This is a genomic window from Streptomyces sp. NBC_00829, from assembly GCF_045161795.1.
In the GTDB taxonomy this organism is placed as follows: domain Bacteria; phylum Actinomycetota; class Actinomycetes; order Streptomycetales; family Streptomycetaceae; genus Streptomyces.
On the sequence record NZ_CP108867.1, the window covers coordinates 2,840,564 to 2,853,968 of the forward strand.

Annotated in this window: 13 protein-coding genes; 9 read left to right on the top strand and 4 right to left on the bottom strand. The window is 70.1% G+C overall.

What is annotated here, in order from left to right; genetic code table 11:
* The first annotated feature begins 130 nt into the window (after positions 1 to 130).
* The 3 genes from xseA to OG293_RS11910 all read left to right on the top strand — a co-directional run bounded on the left by xseA (position 131) and on the right by OG293_RS11910 (position 2,325).
* Positions 131 to 1,339: an exodeoxyribonuclease VII large subunit gene (xseA, locus tag OG293_RS11900; protein ID WP_405998765.1), complete on the top strand. Its 1,209-nt coding sequence runs from the start codon at positions 131 to 133 to the stop codon at positions 1,337 to 1,339.
* Positions 1,340 to 1,368: 29 nt separating this feature from the next.
* Positions 1,369 to 1,608 (top strand): exodeoxyribonuclease VII small subunit, encoded by a 240-nt coding sequence (locus OG293_RS11905; protein ID WP_405998766.1) that lies wholly within the window; start codon positions 1,369 to 1,371, stop codon positions 1,606 to 1,608.
* 126 nt (positions 1,609 to 1,734) lie between these two features.
* Positions 1,735 to 2,325 (top strand): malonic semialdehyde reductase, encoded by a 591-nt coding sequence (locus OG293_RS11910; protein ID WP_405998767.1) that lies wholly within the window; start codon positions 1,735 to 1,737, stop codon positions 2,323 to 2,325.
* A 124-nt stretch (positions 2,326 to 2,449) separates the two neighbouring features.
* Here the strand turns inward: OG293_RS11910 and OG293_RS11915 are convergent, their stop codons facing one another.
* Complete coding sequence (locus OG293_RS11915) at positions 2,450 to 2,653, bottom strand: hypothetical protein (protein WP_405998768.1); 204 nt, start codon at positions 2,651 to 2,653, stop codon at positions 2,450 to 2,452.
* Between the two features lie 225 nt (positions 2,654 to 2,878).
* Here OG293_RS11915 and OG293_RS11920 point away from each other — a divergent pair, with 225 nt between their 5' ends.
* A complete protein-coding gene (locus OG293_RS11920; protein ID WP_405998769.1) occupies positions 2,879 to 3,586 on the top strand; it encodes a hypothetical protein in 708 nt (235 codons plus the stop codon).
* Between the two features lie 66 nt (positions 3,587 to 3,652).
* On the opposite strand, the gene OG293_RS11925 is transcribed toward OG293_RS11920, so the two are convergent.
* Complete coding sequence (locus OG293_RS11925; RefSeq protein ID WP_406003569.1) at positions 3,653 to 4,174, bottom strand: DUF4245 domain-containing protein; 522 nt, start codon at positions 4,172 to 4,174, stop codon at positions 3,653 to 3,655.
* A gap of 132 nt (positions 4,175 to 4,306) precedes the next feature.
* On the opposite strand from OG293_RS11925, the gene glpX reads away from it, so the two are divergent.
* Positions 4,307 to 5,338, top strand: coding sequence for a class II fructose-bisphosphatase (gene glpX, locus OG293_RS11930; protein ID WP_405998770.1), 1,032 nt, complete (start codon positions 4,307 to 4,309; stop codon positions 5,336 to 5,338).
* A gap of 168 nt (positions 5,339 to 5,506) precedes the next feature.
* On the opposite strand, the gene OG293_RS11935 is transcribed toward glpX, so the two are convergent.
* Complete coding sequence (locus OG293_RS11935; protein WP_405998771.1) at positions 5,507 to 5,860, bottom strand: WhiB family transcriptional regulator; 354 nt, start codon at positions 5,858 to 5,860, stop codon at positions 5,507 to 5,509.
* A gap of 151 nt (positions 5,861 to 6,011) precedes the next feature.
* Positions 6,012 to 6,668 carry a DUF1707 domain-containing protein gene (locus tag OG293_RS11940; protein ID WP_405998772.1) on the bottom strand — a complete coding sequence of 219 codons (657 nt, stop codon included), beginning with the start codon at positions 6,666 to 6,668 and terminating at the stop codon, positions 6,012 to 6,014.
* Between the two features lie 203 nt (positions 6,669 to 6,871).
* On the opposite strand from OG293_RS11940, the gene OG293_RS11945 reads away from it, so the two are divergent.
* From OG293_RS11945 to OG293_RS11960, 4 genes are all read left to right on the top strand, one after another.
* Complete coding sequence (locus OG293_RS11945) at positions 6,872 to 8,548, top strand: fumarate hydratase (protein WP_405998773.1); 1,677 nt, start codon at positions 6,872 to 6,874, stop codon at positions 8,546 to 8,548.
* Between the two features lie 306 nt (positions 8,549 to 8,854).
* Positions 8,855 to 10,249, top strand: a complete 1,395-nt coding sequence (locus OG293_RS11950; RefSeq protein WP_405998774.1) for a class II fumarate hydratase — start codon at positions 8,855 to 8,857, stop codon at positions 10,247 to 10,249.
* Positions 10,250 to 10,307: 58 nt separating this feature from the next.
* Positions 10,308 to 10,985, top strand: coding sequence for a DUF402 domain-containing protein (locus OG293_RS11955; protein ID WP_405998775.1), 678 nt, complete (start codon positions 10,308 to 10,310; stop codon positions 10,983 to 10,985).
* A gap of 309 nt (positions 10,986 to 11,294) precedes the next feature.
* Positions 11,295 to 13,145 carry a SpoIIE family protein phosphatase gene (locus OG293_RS11960; RefSeq protein ID WP_405998776.1) on the top strand — a complete coding sequence of 617 codons (1,851 nt, stop codon included), beginning with the start codon at positions 11,295 to 11,297 and terminating at the stop codon, positions 13,143 to 13,145.
* The last annotated feature ends 260 nt before the right edge of the window (positions 13,146 to 13,405 follow it).

Genomic DNA, 13,405 nt, shown 5'->3' on the forward strand with positions numbered 1-13,405 from the left:
TAAGGCCGCGTCGGAGAGGCAGGAGATCACCCTCAGGGCAGGACCGGGTGCCGAACGCGGTCCGTCCGGGAACGGGTAGCCGCGGCCTGCGCGGAGGGTGTTGTCGTACGCGGCCTATACGCTCGCCCGTATGGCTCTCAACACGTCCGCGGAAGCTCCTCTGCCGGTCGGCGAGGTGTCGCGGCTCATCGGAGGGTGGATCGACCGGCTCGGCGCGGTCTGGGTGGAGGGGCAGATCACCCAGCTGTCGCGGCGGCCGGGCGCCGGGCTGGTCTTCATGACACTGCGCGACCCGTCGTACGACATCTCCGTGGGCGTCACCTGCTTCCGGCAGGTCTTCGACGCGGTCGCCGATGTGGTCTCGGAGGGTGCGCGCGTCGTGGTGCACGCCAAGCCCGAGTGGTATGCGCCGCGGGGCCAGCTGTCGCTGCGGGCCGTGGAGATAAGGCCGGTGGGCATCGGAGAACTGCTGGCGCGGCTGGAGCAGTTGAAGCGGACCCTGGGCGCGGAGGGGCTGTTCGCCGTCGAGCGCAAGAAGCCCCTGCCGTTCCTGCCGCACCGGGTGGGGCTGGTCTGCGGGCGCGCGTCCGCCGCCGAACGCGACGTGCTGGAGAACGCACGGCACAGATGGCCCGCCGTCCGCTTCGAGGTGCGCAATGTGGCCGTGCAGGGCGTGCACGCCGTCTCGCAGGTCGTCCAGGCGGTCAAGGAGCTGGACGAGCTCCCGGACGTGGACGTGATCATCGTGGCGCGGGGAGGCGGCAGCGTGGAGGATCTGCTGCCGTTCTCGGACGAGAAGCTGGTGCGGGCGGTGTCCGAGTGCCGTACGCCCGTGGTGTCGGCGATCGGCCACGAGCCGGACGCGCCGCTGCTCGATCTGGTGGCGGACCTGCGGGCGTCGACGCCGACGGACGCGGCGAAGAAGGTCGTCCCGGACGTGGGCGAGGAGCAGGAGCGGGTGCGCCAGCTCCGCGGCCGTGCCCTGCGCACCGTCCGGGGGCTGCTCGACCGCGAGGAGCGCGGGCTGGCCCATGCGCTGGCCCGGCCGTCGATGGAGCATCCTCACCGGATGGTGGACGAGCGGGAGCGGGAGGTCGACGCTCTGGCCGCCCGCAGCCGGCGGGTGCTGGGTCATCTGCTGGACCGCGCGGACTCGGAGCTGTGGCACACGCGGGCGCGGGTGCTGTCGCTGTCGCCCGCGGCGACGCTTGAGCGGGGGTATGCGGTGCTCCAGCGGGCGGACGGCGGGGTCGTCCGTTCACCCGAGGAGGTCGCGGCGGGCGACGAGCTGAGGGCGCGGGTCTCGGAGGGCGAGTTCGCGGTAAGGGTGTCCGAATGAGTACGAACGGGGTGAATAGGGTGGGCGGCATGGCAGCGAAGACGGAAGAGAGCACGCTCGGCTACGAGCAGGCGCGGGACGAGCTCATCGAGGTCGTCCGGCGCCTGGAGGCGGGTGGCACCACACTTGAGGAGTCGCTGGCCCTGTGGGAGCGCGGCGAGGAACTGGCGAAGGTCTGCCGCCGCTGGCTCGAGGGAGCCCGCGCCCGGCTCGACGCGGCCCTGTCCGAGAGCGAGGCCGAGCCCACGGCGGACGAGGATGAAAACTGAGCAGCACACAGGGCATGCGGGATGTGAGGCGGATCACGATCCGGTGATAGTTGAAATTTAATCTACCGGGGTGCGGTTGGAGCGGGCGTAACAGTGACCCGCACACCTCCGGAAGGTACCGCCAGCATGACCCTCGCACTTGACTCCGCCGCCCAGGACCTGCTGTTCCGTGAGGCCCGTACCGCCAACACGTTCACCGACGAGCCGGTGACCGAAGAGCAGGTTCAGGCGATCTACGACCTGGTGAAGTTCGGCCCGACCGCCTTCAACCAGAGCCCGCTGCGTGTCGTCCTCGTCCGCTCCGAGGAGGCCCGCGAGCGCCTGGCCCCGCACATGGCCGAGGGCAATCGCGCGAAGACCGCGAGCGCCCCGCTGGTCGCGATCCTCGCCGCCGACAACGAGTTCCACGAGGAGCTCCCGAACCTGTTCCCGGCCTTCCCCAAGGCCAAGGACATGTTCTTCTCGGAGCGTCCGGTCCGTGAGCGGGCCGCCGCCTTCAACGCGGCACTCCAGGCCGCGTACTTCCTCGTCGGTGTCCGCGCCGCCGGTCTGGCCGCGGGCCCGATGACCGGTTTCGACTTCACCGGCGTCCAGAAGGAGTTCCTGGACGGCGACCACACCCCGCTGATGATCGTCAACATCGGCAAGCCGGGCGACGACGCCTGGTTCCCGCGCTCCCCGCGTCTGGCGTACGACGAGGTCGTCACCGCCGTCTGACCGGCCGGAGAGCCGCGGCCGACGGCCCCGGAGCGCATGGCACGCATGGCGTTCCGGGGCCTTCGCCATGACCTGGGCCGCCGCCATGACCGGGGGCCCTCACGCGCCCGGGACACCACACCGGCTACCGCCGCGTCCGCCAGGCGCCGTACAGGCCCGTGACCGCCGCAATGACCAGCGAGAAGTTCGCACCGCCCGTGACCAGGTAGACGACGGTCACCAGCGCCAACAGCAGGGCCATCGCACCGAGTTCGGTGGCGCTCACGTCCCTTCGGCTGTCCGGCACCGGTTCGTGGGAGGACGCGTTCTTCGCGTCGTCGTTGTCCATGCGCCCAGCTGAGCCGAGTGGATGACGATCGCCCCAATCGGGCGCACGATCCCGCCTGCCGCCGATCACCGCGGCCCGTTCGGCGTTCGGCGTTCGGCACCGAACTCCGTGATGCATTCCGGATGCATCACGGGCACCACGCTGACGAGCACAGTGTGAGCAGACGGTCACTTGGCGTCTACGATGCCCATCTCACTTTCGTATCGGCGCACGAGGATGGAGCACATGGCATCGCGCCAGGATGAGCCCGCGACCGACTGCGAGGACGCGGAGGCTGTCTATGCCCGCGTGCTCACCGAATTCGCCGAGGAACTGAACGACCTGCACAGCCGGCACGACGCGCCTTCCCTGCAGCGGCTGGTCGACCGCTCCGCCGAGGGGCGGGGACGTCCGCTCGCGAAGTCGACCATCAGCGAGGCGCTCAACGGCAAGCGTCTGCCATCGATCGACATCACGCTCCGGCTGGTCCAGCTGCTCGCCGCCGACGCCCCGGCGGCCGCCCGCGAGAAGCTCGCGGCGCACTGGCGTGCCCGCTGGCAGGCCGCGAAACGACTCCAGAAGGCTGCCCGCCGCCAGGCCCGCAGCCGAACCGATTCGGCACCGGCCGCCCTGCCGGTCCAGCGAACGGTCCAGAACGGCGCCGAACACTCCGGAACGTCGTCGCACGAACCCGAACTCTGCTCCGAACTGCCGTTCTCGCCGCCGTTCTACTTCTTCCTGGACGGCTACGCCGACGTCTGGTCCGTGTTCGACCGTTGCGACATGAACACCACGCCCCTCACCGAACGGACCTGGTACCGCGTCGTAGGGCACGGCCCGGACAACGGCTGGATCATCACCACCGCACCCCCGGACCCGCCGGTCGTGCTGGGCCTCCTGCTCACCCCGGGCAAGATCCGCCGGGAGCACATCCGCAAGTACCTGCCCGCCTAGGGCCTTTCGTCCGGATTCGTCTGGATCAGCCCGGCAAGATCCAAGCGAAAGACCCTGCGGGCCGCGCTATTTCGGATCGTGCCGGGACTCCAGCGCTGCGGCCATCTGCGTCAGCCGCTCGGCCGACGCCGTACCGGTGACGACCGTCGTCGAACCCTTGTCACGGCGCACCAGGGCGTCGTACCGCGGCCCCTCCCAGTGCTCCCAGGCAGCGCCCGCGATCTGCTGCGTGCGGGCCGTCTTCGCGGCCTGCTGGCTCACCCGGGGGATGTACTTCTCGGCGGGAACCGTGGACTGCTCGACGGCGACGTACTCGCCGTCCGGGTCCAGGAAGCCGAGGTGCCACGCGCTGCCCTCGGCCTTCGCGTACGAGACCGAGGTCGGCTTCCACTCCTTGGCAAGACCCTCCGGCGCCGCCACGGGATACGGCGCCGCGCGCCGCGCCGTCAGCAGCTCCACCCGGTAGTCGACCGCCTTGACGGGGGCCGCCTTGTCGTCGTGCGGAATGAACATGTAGATCACTGCGACGACGGCGCCGATCACCGCCATCGACAGCACCATGTCGCGCACCGTCTGTCTGCCTCGCATACCTGCCACGCCCCCATCGTCGCATCAAGGAAGCGCGCTCAAACGTGGGGCCCTCTGCTCAATATGTCGACGTACCGATAGAGTCGCATCACCCTCTTTTCCGGCCGTCGTCGTACAGAAAGGTGCGCTCCGATGACCGAGCATCATCTGCCGTCCCAGCTCGAGGTCTCTCCCGAGGCTCCCGACCGCAACCTCGCCCTGGAGCTCGTCCGGGTCACCGAGGCCGCCGCCATGGCCGCGGGCCGGTGGGTCGGCCGCGGCGACAAGATCGGCGCGGACGGGGCGGCCGTCAAGGCCATGCGGACCCTCGTCTCGACCGTTTCCATGAACGGCGTGGTCGTGATCGGCGAGGGCGAGAAGGACGAAGCCCCGATGCTGTTCAACGGCGAGCGCGTCGGCGACGGGACCGGCGCCGAGGTCGACATCGCCGTGGACCCCATCGACGGCACCACGCTCAACGCCAAGGGCATGCCCAACGCCATCGCCGTCCTGGCCGCCGCCGACCGCGGCACCATGTTCGACCCGTCCGCCGTCTTCTACATGGACAAACTGGTCACAGGCCCCGAGGCCGCCGACTTCGTCGACATCACCGCCCCGCCGTCGGTCAACATCCGCCGGGTCGCCAAGGCGAAGAACATGTCGCCCGAGGACGTCACGGTCGTCATCCTCGACCGCCCCCGTCACGAGGGCATCGTCAAGGAGATCCGCGAGACCGGCGCCCGCATCAAGTTCATCTCCGACGGCGACGTGGCCGGTTCGGTCATGGCCGTGCGCGAAGGCACCGGCGTGGACCTGCTGCTCGGCATCGGCGGGACTCCCGAGGGAATCATCTCGGCCTGCGCCATAAAGTGCCTCGGTGGCACGATCCAGGGCAAGTTGTGGCCCAAGGACGACGCCGAGCGTCAGCGCGCGCTCGACGCCGGCCACGACCTGGACCAGGTGCTGCACACGGACGACCTGGTCAGCGGCGAGAACGTCTTCTTCGTCGCCACCGGCATCACGGACGGCGAGCTGCTGCGCGGCGTCCACTACCGGGCCGAGACCGCCACCACGTCCTCGCTGGTGATGCGCTCCAAGTCGGGCACGATCCGCAAGATCGACTCGGTCCACCGTCTGTCGAAGCTGCGCGCCTACAGCGCGATCGACTTCGACCGCGCGAAGTAGCGCCAAGCGGTACGCGTCGCCGCGGCGAACTCCGAGGGCGCCGCGGCGAGGCCCCGAAAGCGCCGTGGCGGACCTTCGAAGCAGCCGCGCCGCAGCGCACGTACGGAAGGGGCGCCCCCATGTGCGGTGGGGCGCCCCTTTCCGTGTACGCCGTTGCGCGCGCGGCCCTCAGGCCGCCGACGCGGGCTTCTTCAGTTCGACGTCGCGCCGCCTGCGCCGGGCCAGCACCACACGGCGCTCGGCGGCGGTGAGCCCGCCCCACACTCCGTACGGCTCGGGCTGGAGCAGCGCGTGCTCCCGGCACTCGACCATGACCGGGCAGCGGGCGCAGACCCGCTTCGCGGCCTCCTCGCGCGACAGCCGAGCGGCCGTCGGCTCCTTGGACGGGGCGAAGAACAGTCCGGCTTCGTCCCGGCGGCACACCGCCTCCGCGTGCCAGGGTCCGGCCTGATCTTCCCGAGCAGGAATGCGCTGGGGTGGAAGGGCGGCCACCTGCAAGGACTGATGCGGCAGTTGCAGCACGGTCTACTCCTGACGACGGCTTCGCGAGCGAGAGACGATGCAGCACTCCCTACCCGCTGTACGCACTCCTATGCACTGCGTGGCACTGGCTTCCGATGTACGGAATTACGGACGGGCGCTCACGGCTGGAAAGCACTCCGGGGCGGAGCCGTCAGCCGAGGTGTTTGCGCAGGCGGTCATGGAGATCGGAGATCCGCCGGCCCCGTTTCGGTTTGGCCTCCACAGTGCCGAAAACCGAATACCCGTTGACGACGACGACCGGAGCCTCGGGATCGCCGGCCTCCAGCGTGAGCACGTCGAAGGTGCCGAAGATTCCGGTGCCGCTGCCGCGCAGCGAGATGTTCTCCGGGACCCGGATTTCGACAGTGCCGAAGACGGCGGTCGCATTGATCACGGTCAGCCGCTGCTCGAACAGCGCTTCGGTGAGATTGACCTCGACGGTGCCGAAGAGGGAAAAGGCATTCGTACGCCGCCCGACCCGCCAACGGCCCTTTCGGGTGGCGCTGGAGAAGACGGCGACCAGATTCTCGGCGGGCCCGGCAGGGGTCTGGGGCCCGTACGCGTAGGCGGAGTCCGGGCGCCTGCCGGCCGCGGGGAGGTCCCGGACGAGGGGTTCCAGCTCACCGACGGTCTTGGCGCGGTAGACGGCATCGATCCGCTCGGAGTGCTCCTCGGCGTCCAGCCTGCCCTCGGCGAGGGCGTCCCTGAGGATGTCCGCGATCCGGTCACGGTCGGCGTCGGAGGCGCGGATGGCGTCGCCGGGTTCCGCGGGGGCGAGGGGCTTCTGGGGCTTCTTTTCGAGGTCCACGGGACCAGCCTAGCGAAACGCGATAGATCGCGACTAGGTCCTCTCGTTGGGATCTTGCCGGGCTCCCGGAAAGGCGTCCGCCGTCAACGCCCGCCAACCGGCCTCCAGGTGAGCCTTACCTCACAGACCGCGGCGGCGAACCCCGTTCTAACCTGGAGGGCGCGCTGCCAATGGAGGCCGCGCCGCCGTCTGCCGAGTGAGGAATGGGCGAAATGCCAGAGTTTGCGTACTCCGATCTGCTCCCGCTGGGAGAGGACGCCACGCCCTACCGGCTGGTGACCGCCGAGGGAGTCTCCACCTTCGAGGCCGACGGTCGTACCTTCCTCAAGGTCGAGCCGCAGGCGCTGCGCACGCTCGCCGCCGAGGCCATGCACGACATCTCGCACTATCTGCGGCCCGCACACCTCGCGCAGCTGCGCCGGATCGTCGACGACCCGGAGGCCTCCTCCAACGACAAGTTCGTCGCACTCGACCTGCTGAAGAACGCGAACATCGCCGCCGCCGGTGTCCTGCCCATGTGCCAGGACACCGGCACCGCCATCGTCATGGGCAAGCGCGGCCAGCACGTGCTCACCGAGGGCGGCGACGAGGAAGCCCTCTCACACGGCATCTACGACGCGTACACCAAGCTCAACCTGCGCTACTCGCAGATGGCCCCGCTCACCATGTGGGAGGAGAAGAACACCGGCTCCAACCTCCCGGCCCAGATCGAGCTGTACGCCACCGACGGCGGTGCCTACAAGTTCCTTTTCATGGCCAAGGGCGGCGGCTCCGCCAACAAGTCCTTCCTCTACCAGGAGACGAAGGCCGTGCTCAACGAGGCGAGCATGATGAAGTTCCTGGAGGAGAAGATCCGGTCCCTGGGCACGGCCGCCTGTCCGCCGTACCACCTGGCGATCGTCGTCGGCGGCACCAGCGCCGAGTTCGCCCTCAAGACCGCGAAGTACGCCTCCGCCCACTACCTCGACGAGTTGCCCGCCGAGGGCTCGCCCACCGGTCACGGCTTCCGGGACAAGGAGCTGGAAGAGAAGGTCTTCGAGCTCACCCAGAAGATCGGCATCGGTGCGCAGTTCGGCGGCAAGTACTTCTGCCACGACGTCCGGGTCGTCCGCCTGCCCCGCCACGGCGCCTCGCTGCCCGTCGCGATCGCCGTCTCCTGCTCGGCCGACCGCCAGGCCACCGCGAAGATCACCGCGGAGGGCGTCTTCCTGGAGCAGCTGGAGACCGACCCGGCGCGCTTTCTGCCGGACACGACCGACGAGCACCTCGACGAGGCCGGCGACGTCGTGAGGATCGACCTCAACCGGGCGATGGACGAGGTCCTCGCGGAACTCACCAAGTACCCGGTCAAGACCCGGCTCTCGCTGACCGGTCCGCTCGTCGTCGCCCGCGACATCGCTCACGCCAAGATCAAGGAGCGGCTGGACGCGGGCGAGGAGATGCCGCAGTACCTGAAGGACCACCCGGTCTACTACGCGGGTCCGGCGAAGACGCCCGAGGGCTACGCGTCCGGGTCCTTCGGCCCGACGACGGCCGGGCGCATGGACTCGTACGTCGAGCAGTTCCAGGCGGCGGGCGGCTCCAAGGTGATGCTGGCCAAGGGCAACCGGTCGAAGCAGGTGACGGACGCGTGCGGGACGCACGGCGGGTTCTACCTGGGGTCGATCGGCGGACCGGCGGCACGGCTGGCTCAGGACTGCATCAAGAAGGTCGAGGTCGTGGAGTACGAGGAGCTGGGGATGGAAGCGGTGTGGAGGATTGAGGTGGAGGACTTCCCGGCGTTCATCGTCGTCGACGACAAGGGCAACGACTTCTTCACCGAACCGGCACCGGCGCCGACGTTCACGTCGATCCCGGTGCGGGGCCCCGGCCTGGCCTGACCCGCCCGTCTGTCCTCCACCCGCCCCCCTCCCGGTCCGGGGCCCAGCCCCGGGCCTCTTGCGGGGGCGCCCGCTTCGCGGCGCCGGGCCCCGGTCTTCGCCCGGGGACCCCGACGGGCTTGCTGTGCATGGGCGCGCCCGTTCGGGCCCCGCCGACGAGTCCGTACGCGCAACCCGCCGCACTCGGCGCCGCGTTGCCACGCCGGCGGTCTCCCCGGGTATTAACTGACGGGTAAGCGCGGCCGGGAACAGCCGGCCCACGGCATGTGCTCACCTTTCCAGTGGTTCCGAGGAGGCAGGGCGGCGATGGACGACGCGAGCGAGTACCGGACCGAGCACGACTCCATGGGCGAGGTGCGGGTCCCCGCCCATGCCAAGTGGCGGGCCCAGACCCAGCGGGCCGTGGAGAACTTCCCCATCTCCGGACAGCGTCTCGAACGGGCCCACATCGAGGCCCTCGCCCGGATCAAGGCAGCCGCCGCCCAGGTCAACGCCGAGCTGGGGGTGCTCGACAAGGACATCGCGGGCGCCGTCGCCGACGCGGCGGCAGAAGTCGCCGACGGCCGCTGGGACGAGCACTTCCCCGTCGATGTCTTCCAGACGGGTTCGGGTACGTCGTCGAACATGAACGCCAACGAGGTCATCGCGACGCTCGCCACCGAGCGCCTGGGCCGCGCGGTGCACCCCAACGACCATGTGAACGCCTCCCAGTCGTCCAACGACGTCTTCCCCTCCTCCATCCACATCGCCGCGACGGCGGCGGTCTCCCACCAGCTGATCCCCGCCCTGGACCATCTGGCGGCCTCGCTGGAGCGCAAGTCCGCGGAGTTCACGGACGTCGTCAAGTCCGGGCGTACGCATCTGATGGATGCCACCCCCGTCACCCTCGGCCAGGAGTTCGGCGGCTACGCGGCACAGGTCCGGTACGGGGTCGAACGGCTGGAGTCGTCGCTGCCCCGCCTCGCCGAACTCCCCCTCGGCGGAACCGCGGTGGGCACCGGCATCAACACCCCGCCCGGCTTCTCGGCCGCCGTCATCTCCGAGGTCGCCCGCGCGACCGGGCTGCCGCTGACCGAGGCCCGCGACCACTTCGAGGCGCAGGGCGCCCGGGACGCGCTGGTCGAGACGAGCGGGCAGCTGCGCACGATCGCCGTCTCGCTCACCAAGATCGCCAACGATCTGCGCTGGATGGCGAGCGGCCCGCGCACCGGGCTCGCCGAGATCAATCTGCCCGATCTCCAGCCCGGTTCGTCGATCATGCCCGGCAAGGTCAACCCGGTCATCGCGGAGGCCGTGCTGATGGTCGCGGCCCAGGTGACGGGCAACGACACCACGGTCGCGACGGCCGGTGCCGCCGGGAACTTCGAGCTCAACGTGATGCTCCCGGTGATCGCCAGGAATCTGCTGGAGTCGGTCAGGCTCCTCGCCAACGTCTCGCGGCTGCTCGCGGACCGTACCGTCGACGGCATCACGGCCAACGCCGAGCGTGCCCGTGAGTACGCCGAGTCGTCCCCGTCCGTCGTCACCCCGCTGAACAAATACATCGGGTACGAGGAGGCAGCGAAGGTCGCCAAGAAGTCCCTGGCCGAACGGAAGACCATCCGCGAGGTCGTCCTCGAGTCCGGCTACGTGGAGCGTGGAGCGCTGACCCTGGAGCAGCTCGACGAGGCCCTCGACGTGCTGCGGATGACCCGTTCGTGACACGGCGGCCGTGACCTGAGTCGCTGCGGAGCCCGGGCCGTCCTCCTAAGATCTGCTCATGACAGGTACGGAACGTATCGCACGCTGGACGCCCGGGGACCACATCCTCTGGCGCTATCGCGGCCATGCCCCGGATCTGTCGGGCTCCGCCGTGCACATCTGCCGGCCCGTGACCGTCGTGCAGGACGGCGAGGACGTGCTGGCGGTGTGGATGGCGCCGGGCACCGAGTGTGTGAAGCCGGTGCTGGCCGACGGCACCCCTGTCCACGAGGAACCGCTCGCCACCCGCTACACCGCGCCGCGCACGGTCACCCGCGCCCGCTGGTCGGGCGCGGGCGTGCTGAAGCTGGCACGCCCGGGGCAGCCGTGGTCGGTGTGGCTGTTCTGGGAGCACGACTGGACGTTCCGCAACTGGTACGTCAACCTCGAGGAGCCGCGCACCCGTTGGAGCGGGGGCATCGACTCGGAGGACCATTTCCTGGATCTCTCGGTCTATCCGGACCGCAGCTGGCAGTGGCACGACGAGGACGAGTTCGACCAGGCGCAGCACGTCGGGCTGATGGATGCCGAGAAGGCGCGGCGGGTGTGGAAGGCCGGCGAGGCGGCACTGGAGGTCATCCAGGCCTGGGGAGCGCCGTTTTCGGACGGCTGGGAACACTGGCGGCCGGACCCCTCCTGGCGGGTTCCGGAGCTTCCCGCGGACTGGGCCCGCAGACCCGCGCAGCTCACGCCCTGAAGTGCTCGGACGGTCGCTCGCCGGTGTGGCCGGTTCCGGTACGGGAACACGCTCCGGCGCATACGACCTCGTGAGACTCTTGATGCGCCCCCCGGGGGCAAACGTAGGATCGTCGTCCGCAAGACCGCGCCGTATGGGCAATCATTGAGCGCAGCGTACGACCTGACCCTAAGTCATCACGAGGCATCGCCAAGGGGGTGGAGCTGTGCCGGATGCCCGCCATCCTGTCGGTGCCGCACGTAGAGCGGGTATACCGCCTCACGAGGCGATTGCATCGCACAACCGGCCCGGACGGACGGAATCCAACGCGTGACGGAGCAGCCCACCTCCCACGAAGGCCGGCAGCCCATGGCTGCCCGGTCGCACGAACGTACCCGGCCGCGGTCCGAGGCGACCGGTCCCTCGGCAGTGCCGGCTCCGTCCGGTCCGCCGCAGGACATCGCGGGGACGGCGCGACGCGAGGGTGACCGGCTGCGTTTCGTGGGAGCCGCGACGCGACGGATCGCACGCGGGATTGATCTGGACGAGATCGTCCTGGGGCTGTGCAGGGCGACCGTGCCGACCTTCTCGGACGCGATCCTGGTCTATCTCCGCGACCCGCTGCCGGTGGGCGACGAGCGGCCCGTGTCACCGTTCGTGCTGCGGCTGCGCCGTACCGACCGGCTGCGTTTAGCCGGTGAGGAGGCGGACGTCGGTTCCGCCGCCCCCATCGCCGTTCTCGACCCGGGCAGCGACCTCAACCCGGCCGCCGAGCTGTGCGAGGTGCTCTCCGGCGGTGCGCTCTCCGAGGTACTGCGCGGTGTGCGGCCGGTCTTCGGCGACTCCGCGGCCGCCCGGGCGGCACTGCCGGAGCTGCTCGGGGACAGCCGGATCGTGCCCAGCGGCCACCGGGCGATACTCGCCCCGCTCCGCGGACGGCGTCGGGTGATCGGTGCCGCGGTCTTCCTGCGCCGTCCCGACAGGCCCGCGTTCGAGCCCAACGACCTTCTGGTGGCGGCCCAGTTGGCGACGCACACCGCGCTCGGCATCGACAAGGCCGTGCTGTACGGACGTGAGGCGTACATCGCCGACGAGCTCCAGCGCACGATGCTCCCCGACTCGCTGCCCCAGCCGACCGGTGTGCGGCTCGCCTCGCGCTATCTGCCGGCCGCCGAGACGGCCCGCGTCGGCGGTGACTGGTACGACGCGATCCCGTTGCCGGGCAGCCGTGTTGCGCTGGTCGTCGGTGATGTGATGGGGCACTCCATGACATCGGCCGCGATCATGGGCCAGCTGCGGACCACGGCGCAGACCCTGGCCGGGCTGGATCTGCCGCCGCAGGAGGTGCTGCACCATCTCGACGAGCAGGCCCAGCGGCTCGGAACCGACCGGATGGCGACCTGTCTGTACGCCGTGTACGACCCCGTCTCGCACCGCATCACCATCGCGAACGCCGGCCACCCGCCGCCCATCCTGCTGCATCTGGGCGGGCGGGCCGAGGTGCTGCGCGTACCGCCGGGCGCTCCCATCGGGGTGGGCGGTGTGGACTTCGAGGCCGTGGAGCTGGACGCCCCGGCCGGGGCCACCTTGCTGCTGTACACGGACGGTCTGGTCGAGTCACGGCTGCGCGATGTGTGGACGGGGATCGAGCAGTTGCGGGAGCGCCTCGCGGCCACCGCCCAACTGACCGGCCCTGACCACTCGCCGCCGCTGGAGGCGCTCTGCGACGACGTGCTCGACATGCTCGGCCCGGGCGACCGGGACGACGACATCGCGCTGCTCGCGGCCCGCTTCGACGGGATCGCGCCGAGCGATGTCGCGTACTGGTTCCTGGATCCGGAGGACGCGGCCCCGAGCCGGGCCCGCCGGCTGGCCCGCAGGGCGCTGGCGCGCTGGGGTCTGGAGGAGCTGAGTGACTCGGTGGAGCTGCTGGTCAGCGAGGTGGTCACCAATGCCGTGCGCTATGCGGAACGGCCGGTGACTCTGCGGCTGCTGCGTACGGACGTCCTGCGGTGCGAGGTCGGCGACGACTCTCCGCAGCTGCCTAGGCAGCGGCGGGCCAGGGACACGGACGAGGGCGGACGCGGACTGTTCCTGGTGAACAGGCTGGCCAGGCGATGGGGGGCGACCCGGCTCTCGACCGGCAAGGTCGTCTGGTTCGAGCTGCCCACCCGCGCATAGCGTGGATCTGGACCCGGTCCAATGGTGCCGACACAGCGTCGGCGCAGTTCCGTACCGGACCGGGCGCTGCGGTACCGGCGCAACACCGACAAGGAGCTCGGCGACCGCATCGCCAATCAGGTGAACGGCGGCCGACCCGCTCGGCACAGTGCCCGCGGCCCCGAAGACCGGGTGCCGCGGGCACTGTCATGCCGACGTGGTGGCGCGGTGGCGCGGTGCCGTCATGTCCTCAGGGCCGTCATGTCCTCATGGGTCATGTC